19 protein-coding genes and 1 pseudogene are annotated in these 25491 nt (G+C 63.7%); 7 read left to right on the top strand and 13 right to left on the bottom strand.

The features are described 5' to 3' along the window. Positions 1-517 precede the first annotated feature (517 nt). Positions 518-784: a hypothetical protein gene (locus OZ411_RS11785; protein WP_282528073.1), complete on the bottom strand. Its 267-nt coding sequence runs from the start codon at positions 782-784 to the stop codon at positions 518-520. Positions 785-906: 122 nt separating this feature from the next. Between OZ411_RS11785 and OZ411_RS11780 the strand changes: the two genes are divergently transcribed. Then, the gene (locus OZ411_RS11780) at positions 907-2178 is read left to right on the top strand and encodes a cytochrome P450 (protein ID WP_282528072.1); all 1272 of its coding nucleotides are present in this window, start codon (positions 907-909) and stop codon (positions 2176-2178) included. Between the two features lie 18 nt (positions 2179-2196). Here OZ411_RS11780 and OZ411_RS11775 read toward each other — a convergent pair whose 3' ends face one another. Further along, positions 2197-3795 (bottom strand): GMC family oxidoreductase, encoded by a 1599-nt coding sequence (locus tag OZ411_RS11775; RefSeq protein WP_349017003.1) that lies wholly within the window; start codon positions 3793-3795, stop codon positions 2197-2199. A 309-nt stretch (positions 3796-4104) separates the two neighbouring features. Here OZ411_RS11775 and OZ411_RS11770 point away from each other — a divergent pair, with 309 nt between their 5' ends. Continuing rightward, positions 4105-4257 (top strand): hypothetical protein, encoded by a 153-nt coding sequence (locus tag OZ411_RS11770; RefSeq protein WP_208828838.1) that lies wholly within the window; start codon positions 4105-4107, stop codon positions 4255-4257. A 68-nt stretch (positions 4258-4325) separates the two neighbouring features. On the opposite strand, the gene OZ411_RS11765 is transcribed toward OZ411_RS11770, so the two are convergent. From OZ411_RS11765 to OZ411_RS11735, 7 genes are all read right to left on the bottom strand, one after another. After that, positions 4326-5048, bottom strand: coding sequence for a hypothetical protein (locus tag OZ411_RS11765; RefSeq protein WP_282528070.1), 723 nt, complete (start codon positions 5046-5048; stop codon positions 4326-4328). Next, positions 5045-6424, bottom strand: coding sequence for an ABC transporter permease subunit (locus OZ411_RS11760; protein ID WP_282528069.1), 1380 nt, complete (start codon positions 6422-6424; stop codon positions 5045-5047). The genes OZ411_RS11765 and OZ411_RS11760 overlap by 4 nt, the downstream gene beginning before the upstream one ends. Beyond that, the gene (locus OZ411_RS11755; protein ID WP_282528068.1) at positions 6411-7151 is read right to left on the bottom strand and encodes an ATP-binding cassette domain-containing protein; all 741 of its coding nucleotides are present in this window, start codon (positions 7149-7151) and stop codon (positions 6411-6413) included. Before OZ411_RS11755 ends, OZ411_RS11760 begins: the two co-directional genes overlap by 14 nt. 43 nt (positions 7152-7194) lie before the next feature. Further along, positions 7195-8139 carry a DUF1259 domain-containing protein gene (locus OZ411_RS11750; RefSeq protein ID WP_282528067.1) on the bottom strand — a complete coding sequence of 315 codons (945 nt, stop codon included), beginning with the start codon at positions 8137-8139 and terminating at the stop codon, positions 7195-7197. Between the two features lie 69 nt (positions 8140-8208). Further along, positions 8209-8439 (bottom strand): PepSY domain-containing protein, encoded by a 231-nt coding sequence (locus tag OZ411_RS11745; protein WP_130581167.1) that lies wholly within the window; start codon positions 8437-8439, stop codon positions 8209-8211. Between the two features lie 68 nt (positions 8440-8507). After that, positions 8508-9899, bottom strand: a complete 1392-nt coding sequence (gene chrA, locus OZ411_RS11740; protein WP_282528066.1) for a chromate efflux transporter — start codon at positions 9897-9899, stop codon at positions 8508-8510. Then, positions 9896-10714, bottom strand: a complete 819-nt coding sequence (locus OZ411_RS11735) for a sulfurtransferase/chromate resistance protein (protein ID WP_130581169.1) — start codon at positions 10712-10714, stop codon at positions 9896-9898. Before OZ411_RS11735 ends, chrA begins: the two co-directional genes overlap by 4 nt. 303 nt (positions 10715-11017) lie before the next feature. Between OZ411_RS11735 and OZ411_RS11730 the strand changes: the two genes are divergently transcribed. From OZ411_RS11730 to OZ411_RS11715, 4 genes and pseudogenes are all read left to right on the top strand, one after another. Beyond that, positions 11018-11386, top strand: coding sequence for a DUF2946 family protein (locus OZ411_RS11730; protein ID WP_282528065.1), 369 nt, complete (start codon positions 11018-11020; stop codon positions 11384-11386). A gap of 195 nt (positions 11387-11581) precedes the next feature. After that, positions 11582-13882, top strand: a pseudogene (locus OZ411_RS11725) (TonB-dependent receptor). 166 nt (positions 13883-14048) lie between these two features. Continuing rightward, positions 14049-14639 (top strand): GNAT family N-acetyltransferase, encoded by a 591-nt coding sequence (locus tag OZ411_RS11720; protein WP_130581171.1) that lies wholly within the window; start codon positions 14049-14051, stop codon positions 14637-14639. Positions 14640-15005: 366 nt separating this feature from the next. Continuing rightward, entirely contained in the window at positions 15006-17654 is a 2649-nt protein-coding gene (locus OZ411_RS11715; protein WP_282528064.1) for an alpha/beta hydrolase fold domain-containing protein, read from the top strand. A 197-nt stretch (positions 17655-17851) separates the two neighbouring features. Here OZ411_RS11715 and OZ411_RS11710 read toward each other — a convergent pair whose 3' ends face one another. Next, complete coding sequence (locus OZ411_RS11710) at positions 17852-18910, bottom strand: AI-2E family transporter (RefSeq protein WP_130581175.1); 1059 nt, start codon at positions 18908-18910, stop codon at positions 17852-17854. A 307-nt stretch (positions 18911-19217) separates the two neighbouring features. Between OZ411_RS11710 and OZ411_RS11705 the strand changes: the two genes are divergently transcribed. Then, positions 19218-20510 (top strand): MFS transporter, encoded by a 1293-nt coding sequence (locus OZ411_RS11705; RefSeq protein ID WP_282528063.1) that lies wholly within the window; start codon positions 19218-19220, stop codon positions 20508-20510. A gap of 25 nt (positions 20511-20535) precedes the next feature. Here the strand turns inward: OZ411_RS11705 and OZ411_RS11700 are convergent, their stop codons facing one another. Genes OZ411_RS11700 through OZ411_RS11690 form a run of 3 tightly spaced genes read right to left on the bottom strand, consistent with a single transcriptional unit; the run spans position 20536 to position 25420 of the window. Next, positions 20536-23727 (bottom strand): CusA/CzcA family heavy metal efflux RND transporter, encoded by a 3192-nt coding sequence (locus tag OZ411_RS11700; protein WP_282528062.1) that lies wholly within the window; start codon positions 23725-23727, stop codon positions 20536-20538. After that, entirely contained in the window at positions 23724-25016 is a 1293-nt protein-coding gene (locus OZ411_RS11695) for an efflux RND transporter periplasmic adaptor subunit (protein WP_282528061.1), read from the bottom strand. The genes OZ411_RS11700 and OZ411_RS11695 overlap by 4 nt, the downstream gene beginning before the upstream one ends. Beyond that, positions 25013-25420, bottom strand: a complete 408-nt coding sequence (locus OZ411_RS11690; protein ID WP_282528060.1) for a FixH family protein — start codon at positions 25418-25420, stop codon at positions 25013-25015. Before OZ411_RS11690 ends, OZ411_RS11695 begins: the two co-directional genes overlap by 4 nt. Between the last annotated feature and the right edge of the window lie 71 nt (positions 25421-25491).

The raw sequence follows: 25491 nt of genomic DNA, 5'->3' as shown, positions 1-25491 counted from the left end.
TCGTCCGCGAAGGCGGACGATCCAGTATTCCAGAGGCGCCTGAGCTTGATCGAGAGGCCGCGGGATACTGGATGCCCCGCCTTCGCGGGGCATGACGGTGGAGTGTGATGAGAGGATGCGAGTCCGCATTCTCGCGGCGCGTTGCGTCCGAGCTTTGCTTCACTTTCCACCCTCTCGAAATCAGAGGGCGCAGGGAAAGCCGGGTGCCGGTTGCACCCATGGGTCCCGTGCAACAAAAAGCACGGGGGTAGGACCACAGGTCAACCGAAGCATTCCGGCTTTCCCTGCGCGATGGTGTTACGGCTTACTTCGTGCTCTCCCCGGTGACCGGCTTTCTTGCCACCGTCGCTCTGTTCAACGAGCAGAACTTAGCGCCAGCGTCGGGGCGCCAGGACCACACGACTTCGCCGTCCGCTGATGTTGCGTTCGTCTGTCGCAACAGCCGCGTCCACCGCATCTCACCGCAACGTTCGTGACGATCGCGACCCGCCCCTCATCTTGGGTGAGACGCGCGGAGTTAAATCACTGATTTGCCCGACGGCGAAAGCGGAATGTTTTTTGCGAGAGGGATGGACAGACTTTTGGCTGATTTGCCCGTCGGGTTGATTTGTCGCACCAAAAGCATCCACATCGTCATTGCGAGCCACCGGGTCGGCGCGGTAGCGCCGCCCGACGACAGGCTCCGCGAAGCAATCCATAGCGCCACGTGCAGAGGCATGGATTGCTTCGCTTGGCTCGCAATGACGGGGGCTGTCACGTGCAATTGCGCATCAGCGAGTTGCATCACGAAAACCGGCGCACATGCCGAGATGCAGACAAACGGATTTGATTCGTGCCCACTAAACACTCCGCAGAAGATCAGACGCTCCGCAGAAGAAAAAGGAAACGATCGACAAGGAGCCGGCTATGCGCAGGACACCCGATCCTATTCGAGACAGCCGAGATGACAGCGCCCGACAGCGGGCTCTCTCGCTGCCGCTGGAAGAGTTCGATCCTGGAGATCCGGAGCTGTTCCGCTCCGATACCCATTGGCCCTACTTCGACCGGCTGCGCAAGGAAGATCCTGTCCACTACACCAGCGACAGCATGTTCGGCCCGTATTGGTCCATCACCAAATACGACGACATCATCGATGTCGAAACCAATCATGCGGTGTTCTCCTCGGCCTCGGCGCTTGGCGGCATCACCTTGGTCGACGTGACGCCCGACCTGCGCCGCGAGAGCTTCATCAGCATGGATCCTCCGCGCCATACCGCTCAGCGCAAGACGATAGCTCCAGTATTCACGTCAACACATCTCGAACGGTTCGCAATCGGCATCCGCGAGCGCTCAGTCGAATGCTTCGACAATCTGCCGACCAATGAGGCGTTCGACTGGGTCGACCGGGTCTCGATCGAATTGACGACGCAGATGCTGGCCGTGCTGTTTGATTTCCCCTGGGAGGATCGTCGCAAGCTGACGCGCTGGTCCGACGTCGCGACGACCATTCCGGGCCCTGGAGGCGTCGTCGCGACCGAGGACGAGCGGCAGGCTGAACTCGGAGAATGCGTGCGATATTTCAGCCGACTCTGGGAAGCGCGCGTCAATCAGCCGCCGAAGAGCGATCTGCTGTCGCTACTGGCGCACAGCCAGGGCACGCGCGACGTGAATCCGGGCAACTTCCTCGGCAATCTGCTGCTCCTGATCGTCGGCGGGAACGAGACCACCCGCAATACCTTGTCGGGCAGCATCTATGCGCTCAACCAGCATCCGGCTGAATTTAAGAAGCTCAGGAACAACCCTGCCTTGATCGATGGTCTCGTGCAGGAGGTGATCCGCTGGCAGACGCCGGTTGCGCATATGCGGCGGACGGCACTTGCCGACATCGGGTTCCGCGGCAAGCAAATCAGGAAGGGTGACAAAGTCGCCATGTGGTACGTCTCGGGCAATCGCGATGAAGATGTGATCGAGAAACCTTACGACTTCATCATCGATCGCGAGCGGCCGCACCGACATCTGTCGTTCGGCTTTGGCATTCACCGCTGCGTCGGGCTCAGACTCGCCGAGCTGCAGCTCAAGATCATCTGGGAAGAAATCCTGAAGCGCTTCGAGCGCATAGAGGTGATCGGCGAACCCAAGCGCGTGTATTCGAATTTCATCAAGGGCTACGAGACCCTGCCGGTTCGGATTGCCAGATAACGCACGCCTGGAACGCGTCTATGGTCCGAGGCGGTGAGTAGCTTTCAGGAACTCGCCAGCGCGCTCGCCGATGACGACGCAAGGGGCCATGGTATTGCCGGTCGTCACGCGCGGCAGCACTGATCCGTCGGCGATCCGCAAATGATCGAGACCGTAGACGCGCAAGTCGTGGTCGACCACCGACATCGCGTCGCGCCCCATCTTGGCAGTGCAGGTTTGGTGCGAGTGGCTGACCGTCGCGTTACGGATGAACGTTTCCAGCCCGGAATCGTCGACCGGACCCGGCAGGAGTTCTCTTTTCGTGAAAGGTCGCAAGGCCGGCGAGTTGCCGATAGCCCTGCAGAACTCGACGCAGGTTTTCAGCGCCTTTAGATCGGCGGGATCGTCGAGGCCGTTCGCATGGATCTCGACGGGGTCGTCCGGATTGGGTCCGGTGAGGCGGATGCGGCCCCGGCTGGCGGTGTGCAGCAGCGCATTTGTCAACGACCAGCTATCGGGCGGCAGCGGATCCTTGGCGACCTGCGGACTGGCATAGGGTGCCTCGACCATGAGCGTCTGCAGGTCCGGCACGTCGAGCGCGGCGTCACTGCGCCAAAGTGCGGTCGCTTCCGTCAAATTGTTGCGGCGTTCAATCGGCCCCGGTGCTTCCCAGACGCATGGCGCCATGAAGTGATCCTGGAAATTCTGGCCAACGCCGGGCAGATGCTGGACAAGAGGAATGCCGAGGCGTTTCAGTTCGGCCTCGTCGCCGATACCGGACTGCATGAGCAGCTTGGGCGTATAAATGGCGCCCAGCGACAGCACGACTTCATTGGCACCGATGCGACGCACCTTATCCTCATACGCGACCTCCACGCCGGTCACTCGCTTGCCGGCCAGGGTTAGATGAGTGACGAGCGCGCCCGTCAGGACCGTGAGGTTTGGGCGGTCCATAAAGGGATAGACATAGGAGCGGAAGATGGATTGCCGTCGGCCATCGCGGAGGCACAGGTTGGTGATGGCGGCACCACCATGCCCCTCCATCATCACGCCATTCTGGTCATCAAACGTCGGAACGCCGACGGCCGCAAAGGCCTCGAGCATGGCGGCGGCGAGAGGATGCGGATCAGGCGCCGGCTGCACGAAGACCATCCCGCCCGTCCCGCGGCGGGCCGTATCCGGTGCGCCGTGCCAGTCCTCGATGCGCCGATAGATCTGCAGCACGGATTGATAGTTCCAGCCGTCATCACCGGCTTCTGCCGCGAAGTCATCCCAATCCGCTTTGTGGCCGCGCGACCAGACCATCACGTTGATACCGGATCCACCACCGAGCACCTTGCCCATGGACATCGGGATGGCGCGGCCGTTCAACCGCGGATTTGGCATCGCGTTGAAAGACCAATCGTGTTCGCCACGGCGAAGGGCGGGCCAACGCAATGGGTCCACGATGTCGGGCACCTCGTCGCTGCCGCCGGCTTCAAGCAGGAGAACGCTGACGTCGGCATTCTCCGCCAAACGCCGTGCGACGACCGAACCTGACGACCCCGATCCGCAAATGATGAAGTCATAGTGGGACTTCAACTCAGCTCTCAGCTTCTGCTGATTGGCCTGAACACGCGCGGCGAGGTCGTTGGCCATCATCTTCCCTCTTGCACGATCGCCATCATGGGATGGCGCTTACCTAACGCTTGCCGACGAATTCTATCAGGAGTCCGAAGCGCCGCTGTTATCGATGAGTGGCATCACCGAAGTGTGTCCCGCACAGGCAAACGCACCATTAGACGTCTACTGCGCACGCATTTGCTGCCAATGACGGGGCGAAGGGCAATAGCAGCGTGACCACCATCGCCGCGATCCGTCGCGACGCGGGGCGCTCGCTGCTTTAACAAGTTGTAAACTTCTATTGATCAATTTGACGAACTTCGCCCACATAGCAAGGAGCTCCAAATGTTGCGCCGCGAGCGTAAAGAGTTGGAACAAAAGCTTGCGCAAACCCGAAGGCTGGCACAGGAACCGACCGATCTGTCTACTCTTGAACGGTTGGCGCAGCTTATCGAGGACTTGGAGTTTCAGTTGGAGGCCGGTCGCGTCGCCGCCTAGGTTCCCTGATGGGAACGCGCTCCTCCGTCCGCCGATGATGCGTTCGTCTGTCGCGTTCACCGCATTTCTCAGTCGGCTGCCGTGACGGTGTAGTCGGAGAATTGTACGTGGCTATCGGCCTTCGACCACAGGCCAACGCGGCCCGAGACGGGCTGCGCCAATGTGTGCTCGAGATAGAGCTTGCCATCGAGATAGCCCTCGACCTTTGTGCCCATGATGCGGACCTTGAGGTCGTGCCATTGGCGCGTGGCGGTCGGCGTGTTGCGCACCCATTTGACCGACGAGCGCTTGCCGTTCTCGAACTTCCAGAGCACGAGGTTGTTTTCCAGACAATTGGCGCGGACGGTCAGGTAGTTGCCGTTCGGCTTCAGGTTGAACAGGATTCCGGCACCCTGATCGATGCGGCCGGACAATCCCTGGAAGCGCACTGTGATCTCGCCATTGGTGAAGTCTTGGATGTCGGGCGCGATCACATAGGGGAAATAGGCATAGGCCTGGACCCGGTCGAGGAATTCCGCGTAGCGCTCGCCATAAAGCGCGCGCGCCTTGTCGGCGATCCCGGCAGACGATTCTCCCTCCTTCCATTGCCGGCCATCCACCGCGAGCACCTTCTTGCCGCTGTCGTTCTCGATCCGCCAGATGCCGACGACCGGTACGAGCGATTTCGGCTCAGCGCCAATGGTTTCGTCGACAAAGTCGATTTTCGTCGGCTGCCCAGCGAGTGCCGGCAGCGCAAGCGCTGCGAGAACCATCGCCGCAGCGACGGGCTTGAGGCTTCCTCCTGCGGTCATGATTGAGCTCCTTTGCAGGTGAAAAGGGATTTGGCCGGCGGGCGTCGGCTCCACCACCACGCGCCCGCGATCAACAGCGGTAGTCCGCCGACGAACCAGAACAGTGCCGCATCCGCCGTGGCGACCAGCGGATAGCCCGGATATTCATCACCGCGAGCGGGCGCGGGCGGTTGCACGCCAGCGAGGGTATACAGCAGCGGCAGGACTTCGCGCGGACTGGTCGAGCGGCTGACATCCAATCGGGCGCCGTAGGAATATTCGATTTCGCCATAAGCATCGTCGGCCGCTTGGCTGGCGGCATCGCGATGGCTGCCCGCGAGGATGATCGAGACGTTCGGCATCGCGCGATCGAGCTTCGCCAGCACGTTGCGCTGCAGATCGGCGTAGCGTGGATCCTCGGGTGCGAGATTGACCTTGATGATCAGAGGCAATCGGAGCGTGGCGAGCAGGCGCTCATCGGCAGCCGGGAAGGAGTTTCGCCGGTCCTCGGTGACATCGACCGATTGCCTGATCTGCGTCGCCAGACCGAGCGCCAGCAAGGTGGCGAGCACGCATGGGACGGAACGTATGCACTTGGTTTGTGTTGGCACGCTGGGCGGCAGCCAGACGGAGGCGAGGGCGGACAGGCCGGCGATTGCGCCGGTCACGCCGAGCACCAGCCCGGCGGAGAGCAAGCCTTGTTCGAACGGGCGCAGCGCTTGCGTCAGCGATAGTTGTGCGACAAAGGCCGCGAGGCCGGAATGGCCGGCGAGGGTGAAATCGAGCACCCATGATCCGATCGTCACCGCCAGCGCAATGATGGCTGAAGTGGCTGAGCTGTCGGCAATGGTCGCGGCGAACAGTGCAATCGCGCCCACGAGCAGGCCATAGAGCACATGGCCGAACAGGAGATTGACGGTCTCGGACGCCGCAAGATGCCCGCCCATCATCGCCCAGATCGCGAGTGCTGAAACGGTGGGGATGCTGACCAGGGTCCAGGCTGCGAGCACGGCGCCCAGCTTGGCAAGAATGAGCGTCGAGGATCGGTAGGGCAATTGGACCAACAGGCGCAGCGCGCCCGATTCCTTCTCCTTACCCAGCACGCGGATCGCCACGAATGGGAACAGCAGCGTGACCGCGACATAGAACGCGCCGAAGGTCGGCACCAGGACGCCGTCGAGCGGCGACAGGCTTGCTGCCAGTACCGGAGATTGCCGCGCCGATGCGCTCGCTTCGCCATAGAGCGAGACGGCTTGAGCGAAGCTATAGCCGATCAATGGACAGACCAAGAGCAGCATCGTCCATAGCGCCCGGCCGCAGACAATTTCGGCCAGTTCCTTTGCGAGCAACGGAGCGAGCGGCGCCTCGCGAGCGCGATATGGTTCAGGTAAGCGCAAGAAAAATCTCCTCCAGCGAACCGCTCGCCAGCGCGGTTTTCGCGCGCAATTCGTCGAGAGTGCCGATACCGCGCGTCTTTCCTCCGGCGAGCAGAAGAAAGCGGTCGCAGACACGCTCGGCATCCGCGAGCTGGTGGATGGCAAGGATGAAGGTGCGTCCCCGCGTCGCTTCCTGGCGGATCACATCGATGATGGTTCGCGTCTGCCTGATGTCGAAGCCGTCGAACGGCTCGTCCATGACCAGCACGTCGTGCGGTGTCAGCAGGCCGATCCCCAACAGCAGCCGGCGATTGTAGCCCTTGGACAGCGCATGTACGCGCTTGCCAAGGACCGGCGTCAATCCGACGGCAGTAATGGTTGCGGCCGTCTGTGCATCCGTTCGTCGGTAGACCCGCGCAAAGAAGGTCATGACGTCGATCGCGAACCGGTCCTGATAGGGGCGCATGCCGTCGGGCAGATAGAACAGCGCTTCCTTTCTCCGCGGCGGCGGCAATTCCTCTCCGCACCAGAACACGGCACCTTGCTCCGCCGCGAGCAGGCCCACAAGCGCTTCCAGCAAGGTCGTCTTCCCGGCCCCGTTCGGACCGACAATGCCAAGGATTTCCCCGGTCGCGACGGAACACGAGACATGCGCGACCGCCGCCTCCCGGCCATACCGCTTAACGAGGTCTTCCACGCGCAGGAGCTCGCGGGACGTATCGTGAGCGGTAGCGGCCGCGGAGATCATGGACCCGCTCCAATCGCGGCGGGCGCACGCATGGGCCCCGTTCTCACTTCTGCGCCACGGCTGTCTTGTCGAGCGCGGCGCGGATGCCTCGGGCGAGCTTCAGCGCGTCGTCATTGGCCCAGAAATGGATGAAGAACATCCGCGGCTGCTCGTCGAGCATGTGGCTGTGGATCGCAGTCACTTCGATGTCGCCGGCGCGCAGCGCTCGGATCAGCGGATTGACCTCGTCGCCGGTGACAAGGAAGTCGCCGGTGATGGCGGCCTTGCCGCCGCCGGTCGGCTGGAAGTTGATCCCGTTGGCGCCGCCCATCGCGGGGCTGACCGCCATGCCTGCTTCGGTCGCCGGTTCGCGGCGCGGGATCGTGAACTGATCGACGCCGCCGGTGACATTCCCCTTGGCGTGCATGATCTCGTCGAGCTTCGCAGTGTCGAGGTCGACGGTGGGGGCCGGACCGGCTGATGTCGCCGGCGGCTCGAATGGCGTCTTGCTGCCGGTCGACAGCGCCTCGTGGATCGCGCTAGCCAGCTTCGCCGGATCGCCGTGCCCGGCGACATGCATGTAGAACGTCGCCGGCGAGGCGCGCAGGATGTGGTTGTGGACCGCCGTGATGTCCAGCCCGCTGTTCAAGAGCTTCGTCATGACAGGCGTGATCTCGGATTCGAGCAGGACGAGATCGCCCATCACCATCGCCTGGCCGTCCATTGGGGCGAAGGCCACCCAGCCGCCGAGCGCGAGCGCGGGCTTGATCGCTACGCCGTCGAGGGTGACGTGCAGATCGGACCGCGGCAGGCCATAGCGATGGACTTCGCCGCTGACGGTGGCGGTCTTGCCGAGCGCTGCGTCCACCTTCTTCCAGTCGATCGCCTCTGCGTGAGCTTCGGAGATGAACGGCTCCGCAAAGATGTTCCAATCGGCGGGCTGAGCCGCAGCAAAGCTCGGCAACAGCAAGGCCGCGGCGATGGCGGCAAAGCGAGTTTTCATGGTCATGGGGATTGGCTCCTCTTGTTGCAGTTTGTGTAGTCGGGATACTTGGGCTTGCGGCCGCGGTGCGCGGCTCTACCGCCGCTCCTTGATTTGACCGCTGCTGTCGACGACGATCTGGACTTCCTTGCCATCCTTGACGGCCTTCACGACGATGCCTTCGGCGGTCGATTTCATTTCACCGACCTGCGAATAGCCGGCGGACTCGAGCTTCGCGACGAGTTCCTGTTGCGTCAGGGCATAGGCAGGCGACAGCGCGCCCGTCATCATCAGGCAAAGGGCGGCGCCGGAGATCAGTCGTCTCATGGTCCTTGCTCCAAGGTTGTGCCTCCAGCCCGTTGTTCGCTGTTATCCCTGCCGGCCTCCGCACGTGGTCAGATGATGCCGGTCAGGCGCAACAGGACGCCGGTGATGCAGGACGCCGCGAGGACGACGAGCATCCCTATATTGAAACGAAAGATCGCGGTGGCGGCCGCGATCGACAGCGCCAGCGCCGGCCAATCCACGCTGCGCAGCGCCGGCGCATCGAAGAAGAGGCCGAAGCCTTGCACCGGAAAAGTCTGCCGGAAGATCGTGTGCAGCGCGAACCAGATCGAGAGATTGAGGATGACGCCGACGACCGCGGCGGTGATCGCCGAGAGCGCGCCGGCGAGCGCCTTGTTGCCGCGCATGGTCTCGATGTAGGGACCGCCGAGGAAGATCCAGAGGAAGCAGGGCGTGAACGTGACCCAGGTCGCGAGCAATCCTCCGAGCGTGCCCGCCAGCATCGGGGACAGCCCGCCTGCCTCACGGAATGCCGCCATGAAGCCGACGAACTGGACGACCATGATCAGCGGTCCCGGCGTCGTCTCGGCCATGCCGAGGCCGTCGAGCATCTCGCGAGGCTCGACCCAATGATAGTAGTTGGCGGCCTGCTGCGCGACATAGGCCAGCACGGCATAGGCGCCGCCGAACGTCACCATCGCCATCTTGCTGAAGAAGATCGCGATTTGGCTGAAGACGTTCGACGGACCGAGGCCAATGAGCAGCGCGGCGACCGGAACGAGCCAGAGCGCGAGCCAGATGGCGCCGACGCGCAGCGCCCGGGACGCGCTGGGCCGAACGTGCTCCGGGACCATCTCGTCGAGCAGGCTGTCGATCACGGCGGCATCCTTTCCGCCGTGCTCGATTGCGGCGAATTCGGGCCTGCCGAGCCGGGCGCCGATGTAGCCGATGACGCCGGCAGCCACGACGATCAAGGGAAACGGCGCGGCGAAGAAGAAGATCGCGACGAAGGCGATCGCCGCGATTGCGATCATGACCGGGTTGCGAAGGGCGCGCTTGCCGATCCGGACCACCGCCTGGATCACGATCGCGAGGACGGCCGCCTTGAGGCCGAAGAACAGCGCCTCGACGAAGCCGACATTGCCGTAGGCGGCGTAGATGTAGCTCAGCGCCATGATGGCGATGACGCCGGGCAGGATGAACAGGCCTCCCGCCACGATCCCGCCGACGGTCCGATGCAGGAGCCAGCCGATATAGGTTGCAAGCTGCTGCGCCTCGGGTCCGGGCAGCAGCATGCAGTAGTTGAGCGCATGCAGGAAGCGCGCTTCCGAAATCCAGTTCTTCTCCTCGACGAGGATGCGATGCATCACGGCGATCTGCCCGGCCGGCCCGCCGAAGCTCAAGATCGCGACGCGCAGCCAGACCGCGAGCGCGTCAGAAAAGGCGATGCCGTGCGCCTCCTCGCGCGAAGCGGCTTTCTGGCCTGCGGCGAGCGTGGTCATGGCTTCACCTTGCTGGTCGGCCAGTTATGGGTCTCTTTGGTCGCGTCGCGGCACCAGCGATAGAAGGCATCGTAGAGAAGAAGGCCGGCGTTGAGCTGCTCGAGGTCGTCGTCGTACATGCGCGACAGGCCGAGCGAGACTGCGAGCAGGCCCGGCGCCTCCGGAGAAAGATCAAGGCGCGCGGTATCGGCCCCGCGCACCATGACGGCCAGCCGCTCCAGTGCGGGCGTTGACAGGCCGAACTCCTCCACCATCACGTCGAACGTGCAGAGTTCGCCGCGGTGGCTCCAGAACACGTTCTCGATGTCGAATGGCGTGGCGGCGAAGCGCTCGGCCACCGCGACGACTTCCGCAGGCGCGACGAACAGGAAGACCGCGGCGGGATCGACGAAACGACGGATCAGCCAGGGGCAGGCGATGCGATCGATCTTCGGCCGCGATCGCGTCACCCAGACGGTGCGCCCGCGCCCGTCACGCTGCGGAATCCTGTCGGCGGGCACGGTCGGCAGCTCCGCCTGTTTCCAGGCGAGATGGCCGCCTTCCAGGATCTCCGCCGCGATGCCGTTGTGGCGGAGCCAGGCGGCGGCGCCTTCGCTGAGTTTCTCGCCCTTGTTGCAGATGACGATGGCCGACCGTCCGGCCAGCTCTCGTGCCCAGTCGTTGGTATCGAGATGCGAGCGGCGGGTCGCGCCCGGGATCAGGCGCGGGTCCGCCGCGAAGTCGTCATCGAGGCGGACGTCGATCAGAACAGGCGCACCGGCGGTGCCGATCAGTCGCGAAAGCTTATCAGGGGAAATGGATGTGTATGAAGACATGCTGCGTCCCTCATCATTAAGGACGCGATACTTGGGCATGTCGCCTCGCGGGGAGATCGCCTAATCCCCGTAAAGCGAAATAAACTCCTTGCTGCCGGCCATGTCAATCGACGCCGCGATGCGTCGGCAATCCTGACGGATCGTTGATCGGATGGTTCCGATCGGTTCCGCGCTTCTCCCGTCAAAGCTATCTCTTGGCCGAGTTTGCGACAGGACAAGTTCGCGATGAAGAAACGGCCTGGTTGAACCGCCTTATCTCGACACTCAAACCCTCGGGTGCTAGGAACTTAGTCGGGTGGGCTGATGCGGCAGCGGTTGCAAAGATTTTTTCTGATCGCGCTGGCGGTGCAGATTCTGGCGCCGATCGCCACCTGCTGGGCCGCGGCCATCGCCATTTCCGATCCGGTCGGCTTTGCTGAAATCTGTCACAGCGATTCGAGCTCGCCGGCAGCGAGCGCCGATCGGGATACCAGTCAGCGCGCCCATGACATCGCTTGTCTGATCTGCTGCGCGGCTCAGGCAAATGCATCATTTGATGCGCCGAAGGCCATCGCATTCGCGACGCCATATCGGCAATCGGTCCGGATGGTCTGGCACGCGCGCAGACAGACCCATGTAGCCTCCCGCGCAGGCTCCAATGCGCAGGCGCGAGCACCGCCTTCCATTTCGTAAGGCGAGCCGGCGGCACCGCTTCGACAATCCATCGAAGCCTGACGCCTTTTCCTTCAACCAGCATGACCGTTCGATCGCTGTCCTCGACGGCGCGCGAAGGCATGTCCCGATTTCGTTTGCCTGTCCGGCCTGATCGCCGGGCAGGGGCGTCACCCTTATGCGCGGCGATGCTGCGCCACATCGAGTCCTATCATCATGAGCAAGCCTTCGTCCGGCCTCGGCCGATCCACTCTCTACCTATCCAGTGCCCTCATTTCATTGGCGCTGACCGCCACCATCACACTGGCGCCGCCAGCCGTAACGAGCGTCGCTGCGCAGACGGCCCATACGCTTCCCCCGGTCGACGTTGCCGCACCGCATCGACGAAATTCCGTGCATCAACGATCGAACGCGCGCCGTCCGACGAGTCCCGCGGCGGCCCATCACCCGGAGGTAGCCCCGCGCCCGCTCGACTATCCGCCGCAGCTTGCGGGCAACGCAACCGTGACGGCGCGGACCGCATTCGATCGGGGCCTGTCGACCAGCGATTCGGCTTCGCTCGTCACTGAATTGCCGGGAGGCGCAGTATGGGGCGCCGGCGGCGTATCGAGCCTGCCCGCGATCAACGGGTTCGGCGCCGACAGGATCCAGGTCGCGATCAACAGCATGTTGATCAGCCCCGCATGCCCAAACGAAATGAATCCGCCGCTGTCTTTCGTCAATCCCACCATGATCGCCAAGATGCGGGCCTATCTCGGCATCGCGCCGGTCAGCACGGGCGGCGACTACATCGGGGCGCGCATCGATGTCACCACCGCGCCTCCTGTGTTCGCGAATGACCCGTCCGGGTGGTTATCGACCGCAACCGTCTCAGGCTTCTTCCGCAGCAACGGCAACGCCTACGGCGTCGATGCCACCGCGACGCTCGCCAACCGCGACACCAGCGTCACCTACACCGGCGGCTGGGTCCGCTCCGGCAACTACAAGGCGGGCGATGGCAGCACGATCAAATCGACGCTCTATGAGACCCAGAACCACGCGCTCAGCATTTCCAAGCGCACCGTTGGCAACCTGTTCACGTTCTAGGTCGGCGGCCAGTTCATCCCCTATCAGGGCTACGTCAACCAGTACATGGACATGGTCTACAACCGCGGCCGGTACGCGAACGGCCGTTACGAAGGGGACTTCGACTGGGGCAAGCTCGAGGCCAGCGCCTTCGTCCATCAGATCCGGCACACGATGGGATTCATCGCGCCGGACAAGACCGGCAGCATGCCGATGGACACCGATGGTATCGATGGCGGATACGTCGTCAAAGCCACGTTTGCGGCGTCCAACATCGACCTGCTGCGGGTCGGCAACGAGCTGACGCTCAACCGGATCGACGATTGGTGGAATCCCGTTGCCGGCTCGATGATGATGGGACCGAACACCTTCATCAACCTCAATGGCGGCCAGCGGGACCGCGTCGGCACCTTTGCCGAATGGGAGCGGCACTGGGATCACAACTGGACCACGATCGTCGGCTTGCGCAACGACGTCGTGTGGATGAACGCCGGCGACGTCCATGGCTACAATGCGATGATGTATGGCGCGGATGCCGCCGCCTTCAACGCCCAGGACCGGGCTCGGACCGACGTTCATGTCGACGGCTCCGCCCTGGTGCGCTATGAACCCGATCAGTCCAGCCATTACGAACTCGGCTTTGCGCGCAAGACGCGCTCGCCGAACCTCTACGAACGCTATGCCTGGTCGACCAACGCCATGGCCATGCAGATGATCGGGTGGTTCGGCGACGGCAATGGCTATGTTGGCAATCTGGACCTGAAGCCGGAAAAGGCGCACACGGTCAGCTTCACCGCCGGTTGGCACGATCCGGCGCACAAGATCTGGAGCTTCAGCGTCACCCCCTATGCGAGCTACGTCCAGGACTATATCGACGTCGATCGCTGCGTGACCGGCAGTTGCCTTGCAAACAATCCGGACAACCTCACGGCCAGCAGTGGCTTCGTCTATCTGCGTTTCGCCAATCGCGACGCCACATTGTATGGCGTGAACCTCGAAGGCCGTCTCGCTTTGTGGGACAATGCGAGCTACGGCCGGGGCGAGCTGCGCGGAACGGTCGGCTATGTGCGCGGCCAGCGGCAGGACGGCATCGACCTCTACCACGTGATGCCGATCAACGCGAAGCTTGCGCTCGATCATGTCATCGGCGGCTGGACCAACGGCATCGAGCTGCAGCTCGTCGGCTCCAAGGATCAGGTCAGCCAGGCTCACAACGAACTGACGACGCCGTCCTATGCGCTCGTCAATCTCCGCACCGGCTACCAATGGCAGCACGTCCGGGTCGATCTCGGTATCGACAATCTGTTCGATCAGACCTACTACCTGCCGCTCGGCGGCGCCGATCTGGTCGACTACAAGGTGGTCTCGATGATGGGATCGTCGGCAGCCTACGGCTACAATGTCAAAGGGCCGGGGCGCTCGATCAACGGCCGGATGACGGTTAGTTTCTGAATCCTTGGCGAGGCCATCGGCGATGCGGCTTTCCGCGTCGCCGATGCGTTTCAAGGACGAACCGCCAGCGCACGTCTTGTTGACCGCCTCTCCCGATTGACGCCCCAGATTTGTGGTTCGATCCTGGTCTTGAACCCGGCAATGGGGCCGGGATGGAGGTCATGTGATGAGTCCGGCGAACGCAGTTTCTGGTCCCGTCGTAACTGCTGTTGCGCCCGCCGATATCGAGCGGGCCATTTCCGTTCTGGTGCTTGCCTTCAGCGCCGATCCGGTGACGCGTTGGGCCTATCCGGATCCGGATCAGTACCTCGCATCTTTCCCGGCGCTGGTGCGCGCATTCGGCGGCCGCGCCTTTGAGCAGGATACGGCGCGCTGTGTCGACGACTATGCAGGCGTGGCACTGTGGCTGCCGCCGGGCATCGAACCCGACGAGGCGGCGCTTGCAGCGACCATGCCGGCCGGGCGAGAGTCCGAGATGGCTGCCGTTTTCGAAGGGATGGCGGCCTATCATCCCAAGGAAGCTCATTGGTATCTGCCGCTGATCGGTGTCGATCCGGCGCATCGACGCAAGGGCCGTGGTGGGGCGCTGCTGGGGGACGCCGTTCGGCTGTTCGATCGCGATCATGTTGCGGCCTATCTCGAATCCACCAACCCGGCCAACATCCCGCTGTATCAGCGACATGGCTTCGAGGTCCTCGGCACGATCCAGGTCGGGGCATCGCCGCCGCTGTTCCCGATGCTACGCCGGGCTCGCTGAGGGAACGTCGGCTTCGGCTGAAGAATTCCGCGCAAGCTCACCGATGCTCGATCCGGCCACGTATTCTCCCTCATCCCGAGGAGGCCGCATCGCGGCCGTCTCGAGGGATGGGTTCCGGGCGAGATCGGGGCCTCATGGTTCTCAAGGCGATGCGAAGCATCGTCCGGAGACGCGCGAAGACGCGCTCCTCACCATGAGGGTCTGTCATCCGCTCTTTGCCAAATGTCACCGCCACGTCGCGCTCGGCTGTTTCCCAACAAGAACAAAGAGTAGCTGCAGCGCACCAACCAAAGATTGAATTGTCCGATGACAGACCGGGGGAAGCAGATGTAGCCTCACGAAAAATCAAATGCACGGGAGGATGGCATGCCAGACGCAATGGTTGCAGCACGTGCTTCAGAGGCGACAAACGGCACGGCGCAACAGGTCGACGTCGCAGTGGTAGGGGCCGGGTTTGCGGGCCTCTATCTCCTACATCGGTTGTCCAAGGCCGGCTTCACCACGGTGGCGTTGGAGGAGGCCGGCGACGTCGGCGGCACCTGGTACTGGAACCGCTATCCCGGCGCACGCTGCGACATTCAGACCATCGACTACAGCTACACATTCGATCCGGAGCTGGAGCGCGCGTGGCAATGGTCGGAGAAATATGCGACCCAGCCTGAAATCCTGCGCTATCTCGGCTTCGTCGCCGATCGTTACGATCTCAGGCGCCATATCCGCTTCGACACCAAAGTCACGGCGGCGACGTGGGATGAGTCGACCGAACGCTGGCTGCTCACGACGGACAATGGCGCGGCCGTCTCCTGCCGCTATTACATCATGGCCACGGGCTGTCTCTCCGCGCCCAAACCGCCGGAGATCGATGGGGTCAAGGAGTTCAAGGGCGACGTCTATTTCACCAGCCGCTGGCCGCATGAGGGCGTCAATCTCGCCGGCAAGCGCGTTGCCGTCATCGGCACGGGATCGTCGGGAATCCAGTCGATCCCGTCGATCGCGGAGCAGGCCGCACACCTCACGGTTTTCCAGCGCACGCCGAACTTCGCATTGCCCGCGCACAACGGCCCTCGGCCGGCGGATCGGCTTGCGATGCTGGAGGGCGACTGTGCCGGCTACCGCGAGCAGGCGCGCTGGTCGCTCACCGGTGTGCCCTATCCGCAGCAGACCGTCGTGAGCTGGCAATTGAGCGATGCCGAGCGGCGCGAGCGCTTCGAGCAGGCATGGGCCGCCGGCGATCTCGTCCACATCCTCACCCAGCTCTGGGCTGACCAGGGCGTCGACGTCGACGGCAATGCGCTGGTCGGCGATCTGATCCGCGAGAAGATCCGCGCAGTCGTGAAGGATCCCGACACGGCCGAGGCGCTCACTCCGCACGATCATCCGTTCGGCGCCAAGCGTCCCTGTCTCGATACCAACTATTACGCCACCTACAACCGTCCCAACGTCACGCTGGTCAACCTGAGGCAGGAGCCGATCAAGGAGATCACGGCTTCCGGCATCACGACCGACACGCGCAGCTTCGATCTCGATGTGATCGTGTTCGCCACCGGCTTCGACGCCATGACCGGCGCCATCAAGGCCGTGCATCCGATCACGGGACGTCATGGAAAATCGCTGTCCGACGTCTGGGCTCAGGGACCGCAGACCTATCTCGGGTTGACCGTCGCAGAGTTTCCCAATCTGTTCATGATCACGGGTCCGGGCAGCCCGTCGGTGCTGTCGAACATGGCGGTGTCGATCGAGCAGCACATCGACTGGGTGGTCGACCGGCTGATCGCGCTGCGGGAGGCGGGCTTCACCACCATCGAGGCCACCGAGACGGCGCAGGCCGGCTGGACGCGGCACATGGTCGACTGCTCGATGGTCACGCTGCATCGGCTCGCCAATACCTGGTACACGGGCGCAAACGTTCCGGGCAAGGCGCGCGGCGTGATGCCCTATACCGGCGGCGTCGGCCCGTATCGCAGCATCTGCAACGAGATCGTCAGCCGCGGCATGCTCGGCTTCAGGCTCACCGGCCCCAAGGTTGCAGAGCAATGCAATGACGGCGAGGTCGTACGCCTGCAACCGGATGTGCGGCTCGTGCTCGGCATGCTCGCGGATATGAACTTGCCGCCGATCGAACAGCTCGGTGCCCAGGGCGCGCGCGACTTCCTCGACGAGTTCAACAAGGGCCGTCCCGCGGGCCGGCCGATCGGCGAGATCGTCGACGGCACACTTCCCGGCAATGACAGTCCGCTGCCCTATCGTCTCTATCGGCCGGCGACGCCGGGACCGCATCCGATCGTGGTCTATTTCCATGGCGGCGGCTGGGTGCTGGGCGACGAGCAATCGGACGATCCGTTCTGCCGCGACATGTGCCGGCGAAGCGGAATGATCTTCGTCAGCGTCGGCTATCGGCATGCGCCATGGCACCGCTTCCCGACGGCGGCGGAGGACGGCTTTGCAGCGACACGCTGGATTGCCGAGCATGCCGCCGAGCTGGGCGGGACGGGACCCGTGCTGGTCGCCGGCTGGAGCGCCGGCGGCAACATCGCGGCCGTCACCTGCCAGCTCGCGCGCGATCGCGGCGGCCCTGAGATCGCGGGACAGCTCCTGCTGACCCCGGTTACCGACTGCACGTTCGATCGGCCGTCCTACGTCGACAATGCGACGGGCTACTTCGTGACGCGTTCGCTGATGTATTGGTTCTGGGACCTCTACTGCTCGCCCGGCGATCGGACCGATCCACGCGTCTCGCCGCTACGCGGCAAGCTCGAGGGTTTGCCACCAGCCTTCGTGGTGACCTGCGAGTTCGATCCGCTGCGTGACGAGGGCATGGCGTACGCCGAAGCGCTCGCTGCTGCCGGTGTGCCGGTCGAGCAGCTCAACGCCCGCGGCCATTTCCACTGTTCCTTCACCATGGTCGACGTCATCATCACCGGCGTCAGCGGGCGTGTGCGGATGGCCGAAGCCTTGCGACGGTTTGCCGGACTGGGTGACGAGAGGGTGGTGCCTATCGCTGTGGCCGCGGAGTAGGAGAACGTACAGGCTGTGAGCGAATTGTCTGTCGTCTGGCGTCATTCCGGGATGCGTGCGGAGCACGCAGGCCCGGAATCCATCGGGCTGCAGACGCAGGCGGAGAAATGGATTCCGGGTGCGCGCTTCGCGCGCCCCGGAATGACAGCGGAAAATCGCGAAATCCGTAGGATGGTTTTCGCTGCGCTCTACCCGTTCTACGCGTCATTCCCTGACGTCCGCCTTGAGGTGGCGAAGATGTCCCAACTCACCATGAAGATGGCGGCGATCAGTGGGCCGATGACGAAGCCGTTCAAACCGAAGACTTCGATGCCGCCCAGCGTGGAAATCAGCACGACGTAGTCGGGGAGCTTGGTGCCCTTGCCGACCAGGAATGGACGCAGGACATTGTCCACCAGGCCGATGACGAGCACGCCATAGGCAATCAGCCCGAGGCCCTGCCATATGGCGCCGGTTGCCAGGAAATAGATGGCAACGGGAATCCAGACCAGCCCGGCGCCGATCGCGGGCAGCAGCGACAGGAAGGCCATCAGCACGGCCCACAAGATCGGCGCGTGAACACCCAAGAACCAGAACGCCAGTCCGCCGAGCGCGCCCTGGGCCATCGCGACCAGCACGCCACCCTTGACGGTGGCGCGGACGACATCGGCGAAGCGCGTGAACAGCGCGGACTTCCGATCGGCCTCGAGAGGAACAGCCTCCCTGATCCGGTCCGCCACTGCCTTACCGTCGCGCAATAGGAAAAACAGAAGATACAGCATGATGCCCAGGCTGATCACGAAGTCGAATGTGTTCATCCCGATGCTGAGCGCCTGAGGCGCCAGAACCTGGCCGCCCTTCATGAGGCCGGACGTCAACGTTTCGCGCAGGGCCGAAAGATCGCCCAGGTTGAAGCGATCCAGCCAGCCGGTCGCCCACGCAGGCAGCGCATCGAAAACCCGCTGGACGTAGCCGGAGAAGTTGTACTCCCCGGACTGTATCTTTGCGTAGAGACCGGCAGCTTCCCGAGCCAGGGAGGTCGCGATGATCGCGAGCGGCAGCAGCACCATCGCGATGATAAGCAGGACCGTGATCGAGGCGGCGAGGGTCTCCCTTCCGCCCACCGATCTCAATATCCTCCGGTTGACCGGCGCAAAGATGACGGCCACCACGATGGCCCAGAGCACCGCGCCATAGAACGGCTGCAGGATCCAGGCGAACGCCAGGGTGACGACGAACAGCAGCAGCAGGAAACCTTGATCTTCAATCCGTCGCACAGTCCGTCCGCCTCTCTCGCTTGCAGCTTTGTATCTATCATACAACGAACGCGACGAGCGTAGCGTTGGTTGCAATCTTCTACTGTCATTCCGGGGCGCCGCGCTAGCGGCGAACCCGGAATCTCGAAATTGCGGCGCGAGATTCCGGGTTCGATGCTGCGCATCGCCCCAGAATGACGATGACTTGCGCACGGCGCCGCAGCCCGCGGCCATTCTCCCACAAGATGCCTCCGTCCCATTTGTCGGAGATGTCGCATCCTGCAAACGCCGGCATAGTCTCCTGGCGAAAAAGAAACGTGGAGGAAACATGACCGAGAGTACCGTTGAGACGATCGCGTCGGAAGTCGCGGAGGGTGAGGCGGTATCGCCCTGGAAAGTGTTCTGGGCGACCTGGTTTGGATGGATGCTCGATGGCTTCGACTCCTCCATGTACAGCTACATCCTGGTCGGCGCGCTCTCGGAATTGTTGCCGGCGAGCGGGATTGAGGCGAGCCACGCCAATATCGGCATCTATGGCGGCCTCCTGTTCTCGATCTTCATGCTCGGCTGGGCCTGTTCGATGGTTTGGGGCTGGGCGGCTGATCGTTATGGCCGCGTCCGGATCATGTGCTGGACGGTGCTGGTCTATTCGTTGTTCACGGCACTGTGCGGGCTTGCGACCGGCGTCGTCATGTTTGCTCTGTTTCGCTTCATGGCGGGCTTCGGCGTCGGCGGTGAATGGGCGGCGGGCACGCCGCTGCTGCAGGAATCCGTGCCCGAACACACAAGGGTGAGATTGGCCGGCTGGCTGCACACGGCAACGCCGACCGGGCTGTTTCTTGCGGCCGCCGTCACGCTGATCGGCGGAAGCCTGCTCGGTTGGCGCGGCATGTTCCTGCTCGGCATCCTGCCGGCGCTGTTGATCGCGTACCTGCGCAGCAACATTCCCGAGCCCGCCCGCAGCCGCGCGTCCAAGACGAAGACCTCCGTGGCGGAGCTGTTCTCGGGCGCGCAGGCGCGCACCACCTGGGCGGCCGCGCTGATGATGGCCTGCATCATCTTCGGCCTGTGGTCATCCAACTTCTGGGCGCCGACGGTTATCATTACCAAGCTCACCGCGGCGGGCGCGACGCCAGCCCATGCGCAGCAGATGGGCGCGGTGGCCGGTCTCATCACCAATGTCGGCACGCTGATCGGTTGCCTGCTGATGCCATGGATCACCGGATATCTCGCGAGCCGCCGCCGGACGGCGGTGCTGTTCTTCATGGGTTCGCTGATCTCGGTGGTGGCGAGCTACGAGATCGCCATCGCGCGTCTCGACAACTTCGCGCTGTTCCTGGTCCTGCTTCCCGTGCTCGGCTTCTTCACCAACGGTGTGTTTGGCCTGTTCACGATCTGGCTGCCGGAGATGTTTCCGACCGCGTTGCGGGGATCCGGCTCCGGCTTTGCCTTCAGCACGGGGCGTGTATTGGGCGCGGCCGGTCCGACCCTGATCGGCGCGCTCGCCGCGAAGACCGGGAGCTATCCGCTCGCGATCTCGCTGCTGTCGCTGATCTACGTGGTCGGCCTGCCCTTCATCGCGATGGCGCCCGAAACGGCGGGGAAGCCGCTGGCGAGGTGAGATCAGGCGCGCGCTCTCGTTCGCATCATTCGGCCGGCTCCGGAACGCGCGCCTTGCTCGCCGTCACCGGCGCTGCGGCGGGCGGTCGTGATTGGTCCCGATCCTCAGGAGGCAGGCCGAAGCCTTTGACGATGCCGAAGATCGCGGGGATCACGATCAGCGTCAGCAGGGTCGAGGAGACCATGCCGCCGATCATGGGGACTGCGATTCTCTGCATGATCTCGGACCCGGTGCCGGTGCTCCACATGATCGGCAGCGGGCCGGCCATGATCGCGACCACTGTCATCATCTTCGGCCGCACGCGCTCGACCGCGCCTTCCATGATGGCGTCGCGCAGGTCGCTCCGGGTCAACGCGCGACCCTCGGCGGCGCGACGCTGCCTGATCTCGGCCAGCGCCTGGTTGAGATAGATCAGCATCACGACGCCGGTCTCGGCGGCGACGCCGGCGAGCGCGATGAAGCCGACCGCGACCGCGACCGAGAGGTTGAAGCCGAGCCACCACATCAGCCAGAGGCCGCCGACCAGCGCAAACGGCAGCGACAGCATGACGATGACGGTCTCGGCGACCGAGCGGAAGTTGAGGTAGAGCAGCAGGAAGATGATCAGGAGGGTCGCCGGTACGACGATCTTCAACCGCGCCATCGCGCGTTCGAGATATTCGTACTGGCCGCTCCAGATCACATAATAGCCTGCCGGAAACTGGATGCTCGCCTGCACCGCGCGCTGCGCGTCGGCGACGTAGCCGCCGAGGTCGCGGTCGCGGATGTCGACATAGATGTAGGTCGCAAGCTGTCCGTTCTCGGTCCGGATCGAGGTCGGCCCACGCGCCGGCTGGATGGTGGCGACCTCGCCGAGTGGCACCGCGCCTCCCGCCGGCATCGGCACCAGGATGTCGCTTCCGATCGCTTTCGGATTGTCGCGGAGATCGCGGGGATAGCGCATGTTGACGGTGAAGCGCTGCCGGCCCTCGACCGTCGTCGTCACCGTCTGCCCGCCCAGCGCGGTCGCGATCGTATCCTGCACGTCCTGGACCGACATGCCGTAACGCGCCAGCGCCGTGCGGTCTGGGGTGATTTCGAGATAATAGCCGCCGATGCCGCGCTCGGCATAGGCCGACGACGTCCCCGGCACGGCTTTGAGCACCTGCTCGATCTGCCTGGCGAGACGATCGATCTCGACCAGGTCGGTGCCAACAACTTTCACGCCGATCGGCGTGCGGATGCCGGTCGAGAGCATGTCGATGCGCGCCTTGATCGGCATGGTCCAGGCGTTGGAGACACCAGGGAATTGCAACGCCTTGTCCATCTCCGCGATCAGGCTGTCGACCGTGACGCCCGCCCGCCACTGTTCCTTCGGCTTCAGGTTGACGATGGTCTCGAACATCTCGGTCGGCGCCGGGTCGGTCGCGGTCGCGGCGCGGCCAGCCTTGCCGTAGACCGATGAAACTTCGGGGAAGGAGCGGATGATGCGGTCCTGCATCTGCATCAGCTCGGCGGCTTTGGTCACGGAGATGCCGGGCAGCGTCGTCGGCATGTAGAGCAGGGTGCCTTCATTCAGGTTCGGCATGAATTCCGTCCCGAGCTGTCGCGCCGGCCAGACCGTCACAGCGAGGACGGCGAGCGCAAGCAGAACGACGAGCATCTTGGCGCGCAATACGCCCTTGATGACGGGTCGATAGATCCAGATCAGGAAGCGGTTGATCGGATTTTTGTGCTCCGGAACGATCTTGCCGCGGACGAAGATCACCATCAGCGCCGGCACCAGCGTGACCGACAGTAGCGCAGCGGCCGCCATCGCAAAGGTCTTGGTGAACGCGAGCGGGCTGAACAGCCGGCCCTCCTGGGATTCCAGCGTGAAGATCGGCATGAAGGAAACGGTGATGATCAACAGGCTGAAGAACAGCGCCGGACCCACTTCGGCGGCGGCGTCGATCAGGATCGAGACGCGCGACTGCCCGGGCCTGGCTCGCTCGAGATGCTTGTGGGCGTTCTCGATCATGACGATGGCGGCGTCCACCATGGCGCCGATCGCAATGGCGATGCCGCCGAGACTCATGATGTTGGAGCCGATGCCGAGCAGCTTCATCGCGCCGAATGCCATCAGCACGCCAACCGGCAGCATCAGGATCGCGACCAGCGCGCTGCGGACATGGAGCAGGAACACGATGCAGACAAGGGCGACGACGACGCTCTCCTCAAGCAGCGTGTGCTTCAGCGTATCGATGGCAGCGTTAATCAGGTTCGAGCGGTCGTAGACCGGCACGATCTCGACCGATTGCGGCAGGCTGGTCGCGATCTCCTTGAAACGCTTCTTGACGTTCTCGATGACGTCGAGCGCGTTGACCCCGAAGCGCTGCAGCACGATGCCGCTGGCGACCTCGCCCTCGCCATTGAGCTCGGCGATGCCGCGCCGCTCGTCAGGGCCGAGCTCGACGCGGGCGACGTCGCGCAGCAGCACCGGCGTGCCGTTATTGGTCTTGAGCACGATATTGCCGAGGTCGTTGACATCCTTGATGTAGCCCTTGCCGCGGATGACGTATTCGAATTCGGACAATTCGACGGTGCGGCCGCCGACATCGGCATTGCTGGCGCGGATCGCCTCGCGCATCCTCTGCATAGTGATGCCGCGGTCGCGCATCCGCTGCGGATCGAGGATCACGTTGTACTGCTTGACGAAGCCGCCGATTCCAGCGACCTCCGCGACGCCCTCGGCCTTGGCGAGGGCGAATTTCAGATTCCAATCCTGAATCGTGCGGGTGTCGGCGAGGTTCAGCTCCTTCGAGATCACCGCGTATTGGTAGACCCAGCCGACGCCCGTGGCGTCGGGTCCGATCGTCGGCGTCACGCCGGCCGGCAGGCGTGAGGCGGCGCCATTGAGGAATTCAAGCACGCGCGAGCGCGCCCAATAGATGTCGGTGCCGTCCTCGAAGATCACATAGACGAAGGAGACTCCGAAGAACGAGAAGCCGCGCACGACCTTCGACTTCGGCACCGTCAGCATCGCTGTCGTCAGCGGATAGGTGACCTGGTCCTCGATCACCTGCGGCGCCTGGCCCGGATATTCGGTGTAGACGATCACCTGGGTGTCGGAGAGATCGGGAATTGCATCGAGCGGCAAATGAAGGAGCGCATAGAGTCCGGCCGCCGCGGCGAAGCCGGTGCCGAACAGTACCAGCAACAGGTTGCGTGCCGACCAGGTGATAACGCGGGCGATCATGGCCGTCCTCCCATGCCGCTGGTTGACGATGTCTCCTGCGCGCTGCCCGCCCCGGAAAAGCCCTTCAGCGCCGCCTTGAGGTTGCTCTCGGCGTCGATCAGGAAATTGGCCGAGGTCACGACCAAGTCGTCTTCGCTGATGCCTTGCGTGATCTCGACATAGCCGCCGCCGCGATGGCCGAGCTTGACCTCGCGCGGCTCGAACCGGCCGCCGCCCTTGTCGATGATGACGGTCTGCCGATTGCCGGTGTCGAGCACGGAGCTGTCGGGCACGGCGAGCACGGGATCCTGGCTGCCGGCCTCGATGTCCGCATCGACATACATGTCCGGAAGCAGCGCGAGGTCGGCATTGTCAAGCTCGATCCGGAGGCGGACCGTGCGGGTCTCGCGGTTCACCTGCGGATAGATCACGCTGACCTTGCCGGCGAAGATGCGGCCCGGAAAGCTGCGGGCGCGCACGGTGACGGGCTGGCCAACCGCCACGCCGCCGACATCGCGTTCCGCCACGTCGACGACCGCCCAAACGAGCGAGGTGTCGGCGACGCGGAACAGCACGTCGCCGGGCTGTGCGCGCATGCCCTCGATCGCATTGCGCTCCAGCACGATGCCGTCGCGCGGCGCCGACCATTCGATCACGATTGGCACAGCCTTGGTCTTTTCCATCGTCGCGATGGCGGACTCCGGCACGTCGAGATTCATCAGCCGCTGCCGGGAGCCCCGGCCATAGCTTTCGATCGTCGCCGTGGTCTTCGAGGTGATGGTTGCCAGATATTCGGCGGCGGCCGAGGAGACCGCGGGGCTGTAGATCTCCATCAGCGGCTGGCCTTTTGTCACCCGGCTGCCGGTGGTCACATCGGCGACCTTCTGCACATAGCTTTCGGCGCGCATGGCGATGACCGAGACGCGGCGCTCGTCGAGCTGGATCGTGCCCGGCGCGCGCACCAATGTGCTGACGATATGCAGCATCACCGGCTCGGACTTGACGCCGGTGCGCTGGATCCGGCCCGGCGACAGCCTGATAGAGCCGTCGTCGGTCTCCTCACCCTCGTAGACGGGGATGTAGTCCATCCCCATCGAGTCCTTCTTCGGTGTCGGCGAGGTATCCGGCAGCCCCATCGGGTTGCGGTAGTATTTGATCTTGCGGGTGTTCGCAGGCGTGCCGCTCTCGGCGGCGGCCGCGTACGACACGGTGTAGCCCGCGAGCTTCGACGGAAGTCTGTCGGCGAAAATGGCGAGACCCGCCGCTGCGAAACTCGCAGCGGCGGCGCCGATCACAATGGCGCGGGTCATTTTTGGGCCGTGACGACGAGCTTGTTTTCGACCGCGCCGGTTTCGCCCTGCACCTTGGCGCCGAGCGAAAGCTGCCAGCGGCCGGCCATGCCCAGAGTGGCCTTGAACTTGTACAATCCTGGCTCGCCGCCGGGCACGGGGGTGACCTTGGTCGCCATCTCCTGCATGCCATCGGGCGCCATATCCAGCCGCGTGGCGAAGATCACTGCGTCCGGCACCGGCTTGCCGGTCTTCTTGTTGACCAGCCGAACCGCGATGATCTTGTCCGCTCCCGCCTGGACGGTCTGATCGACCAGTTGGAATTCGTAGTCCTTGATCTCGGCCCGCGCGGTGCCGATCGTGCCCAGCATGGCCATGCCGATGAGCGCTGCCGATATGGCGCGCCTGTGGTTGAACGATTTCATTTTTCCATTCCTCGATTGCTTTGGTCTGCCGCTCGCGCAGCACGTGTCATCCGCGCGGCGTCGCAAGCCAC

It is taken from the genome of Bradyrhizobium sp. Arg237L (assembly GCF_029990105.1).
Lineage (GTDB): Bacteria > Pseudomonadota > Alphaproteobacteria > Rhizobiales > Xanthobacteraceae > Bradyrhizobium.
The sequence above is the reverse complement of the archived record's forward strand: the minus strand, read 5'-3'. Positions and strand labels throughout refer to the sequence as shown.